Annotated in this window: 1 protein-coding gene and 2 pseudogenes; 1 reads left to right on the top strand and 2 read right to left on the bottom strand. The window is 42.6% G+C overall.

The features are described from left to right. Window positions 1–23: 23 nt before the first annotated feature. Window positions 24–275: a transposase gene (locus CBG25_RS06820; RefSeq protein WP_290605545.1), complete on the top strand. Its 252-nt coding sequence runs from the start codon at window positions 24–26 to the stop codon at window positions 273–275. Here CBG25_RS06820 and CBG25_RS06815 read toward each other — a convergent pair. Together CBG25_RS06815 and CBG25_RS06810 are read right to left on the bottom strand one after the other, a co-directional pair. Beyond that, window positions 273–1,854: pseudogene (locus CBG25_RS06815) on the bottom strand (carbon starvation CstA family protein); the annotation flags it as partial. The gene CBG25_RS06820 and the pseudogene CBG25_RS06815 sit on opposite strands and share 3 nt — an antisense overlap. A gap of 189 nt (window positions 1,855–2,043) precedes the next feature. Beyond that, window positions 2,044–2,275 (bottom strand): annotated as a pseudogene (locus tag CBG25_RS06810) (group II intron reverse transcriptase/maturase); the annotation flags it as partial.

The following is a 2,275-nucleotide window of genomic DNA, read 5'->3' as shown; positions in this document are numbered from 1 at the left end:
AAATCTTGAATCAGCGAAAGAGCATGGTTGAACCTGTGTTTTCAGCATTGCGGGGAATTCAGGGTTTGGAACGTTTCCGGCGTAAGGGATTATTAGCGGTAAAGCTCGAATTTACCCTGCATGCAATGGCCTATAACTTATCAAGAGCGGTTGCTCTGATATTATGGATGATTTTCAGTCTATTATTTGTACAAACTAAAATCAGAAAAAGAGAAAATCTGCACGGTGGGATATTGTTGAAAAAAAAATTCCACCCCTTTTGCGACAGCCTCTAACACACAAAGTATTGTGGCAATAACATTGGCAAGTAATGAATCGGTTCTTTTTAGCGGTGGTGATATAACACCTAATAAATCTTGCAACATAAAGTGTGCAGCTCTGGTTCCAGCATCGACAGCGGTTAAAATGAATAACGCTTCGAACAAGATCGCGAAATGGTACCAGAACGAGACATTGAGTAAGCCGCTAAATGCACTATGTAGTAGATAAGCCATCCCAACAGCCAGAGTTGGTGCCCCACCGGCTCTTGAAATAATAGATTGTTCTCCAACTTCGTTAGCTATGTTGATTAGGGTTTCTGGTGTAATATGAAATCCCCAGCTACTGATTATTTGCGCCGCGGAAGCCACCACGTCAGAGGTTCCAACCGGCGTTAACATTGACATTGGGCTATTCATTCCAAAATAGACCGCTGGATCGATGATACAAGCCGCAATTAATGCCATGATAGCGACAAACGACTCCATTAGCATGCCACCGTAACCAATCAAACAGGCCTGATTTTCATTTGCTAACATTTTTGGTGTAGTACCTGATGCAATCAAAGCATGAAAGCCAGAAACGGCACCACATGCGATGGTAATAAAGAGGAAAGGAAATAGTTCACCAGACCATACTGGTCCGCTACCATCAATAAATTGGGTCAGTGCTGGCATTTGTAACGTAGGACGAGTAATGATAATACTGATAGCCAGTCCGATAATGGTACCAATTTTTAAGAAAGTTGATAGATAATCTCGTGGCGCCTATAGTAACCAGACAGGCAGCACTGCAGCGATAAAGCCGTAAATGATCAGTAGCCAGGTTAGTTGAATACCATCGAAATCGAAATAATAGGCCCAACTTTCATTTTTGCTAACCCATTCACCTGAAACGATAGCAAAGATTAATAAAGTAAAACTAATAATTGAAATTTCACCAATTTGGCCAGGGCGAATATAACGGATGTACACCCCCATAAAAATGGCTAGCGGGATGGTAAAGGCTACCGTGTAAGTTCCCCAAGGGCTATGCGTTAAGGCTTTTACGACAATCATGGCCAGAACAGCAAGAATAATCACCATAATCATAAAGCAAGCAATAAGGATTGTGATCCCTGCGATATTTCTCATTTCGGTTTTTACCAATTCACCGAGCGAACGCCCATCACGGCGAACAGATACAAACAGCACCATCAGATCCTGCACTGCACCAGCAAAAACAACGCCAGCTAATATCCACAACATACCAGGCAAATAGCCCATTTGGGCAGCAAGCACTGGCCCAACTAAAGGACCCGCTCCGGCAATGGCAGCGAAATGATGACCAAATAGGATTTTTTTTATTGGTTGGTACATAATCTAAGCCATCATTATAGCGAATAGCGGGTGTCATGCGAGTCGGATCGATAGCAAGAACCTGATTGGCGATATAGCGCCCATAGTAACGATAGGCAATTAAGTAGATACAAACTGCCGCAACAACAATCCATAATGCGTTAATTTGTTCACCTCGATTGAGGGCAATATAACCCAATGAAAAGGCACCTAGCAGAGCAAAAATAATCCAGCTCAGAGGTTTAATAACGTTATTCATATTAGCTCCATCTAATGTTGTTATTAGTAAAAAAGTGATGATCTCCATTTTTATAATCTATTTTGCTTAAAGCTCAACTAGCGTCGGGTAGCAAGAGCGTATTTCTGCGCTCGCGCCCCCTAAGAACGCAGCGTGCAACTTTCACTGCACTGCGCTCAAGCCTCTCAAAGCCTCCATTACGTCAGCCGGTCAGTACCTAAATTTATGGAAGTGACGTTTTGCAAAATACTCATCCCATTCAGGGTCAAATGGATTAGCTTTCTGCTGAATTCTGATATGCCGACGGATCTTTACATCGCTGGCATTGACCAGTTTTATCAATCCGGTTGCGGCATTCTCATCACATGCAGCAAATACCCAATGGCGATGACCTACCTGTTTAAAGTATTTGTCCTTAATCCATTGCACACGTTTTTTGGGA

Origin of the sequence: Arsenophonus sp. ENCA (genome assembly GCF_002287155.1) — a bacterium.
GTDB classification, from domain to species: Bacteria; Pseudomonadota; Gammaproteobacteria; order Enterobacterales; family Enterobacteriaceae; genus Arsenophonus; species Arsenophonus nilaparvatae.
Note: the sequence above shows the minus strand (reverse complement) of the source record. Positions and strands in the feature narration are given on the sequence as shown.

Bases quoted from the DNA above. Each gene is read 5' to 3' on its own strand.
- CBG25_RS06820 (WP_290605545.1), top strand. From the start codon at position 24: ATGGTTGAACCTGTGTTTTCAGCATTGCGGGGAATTCAGGGTTTGGAA.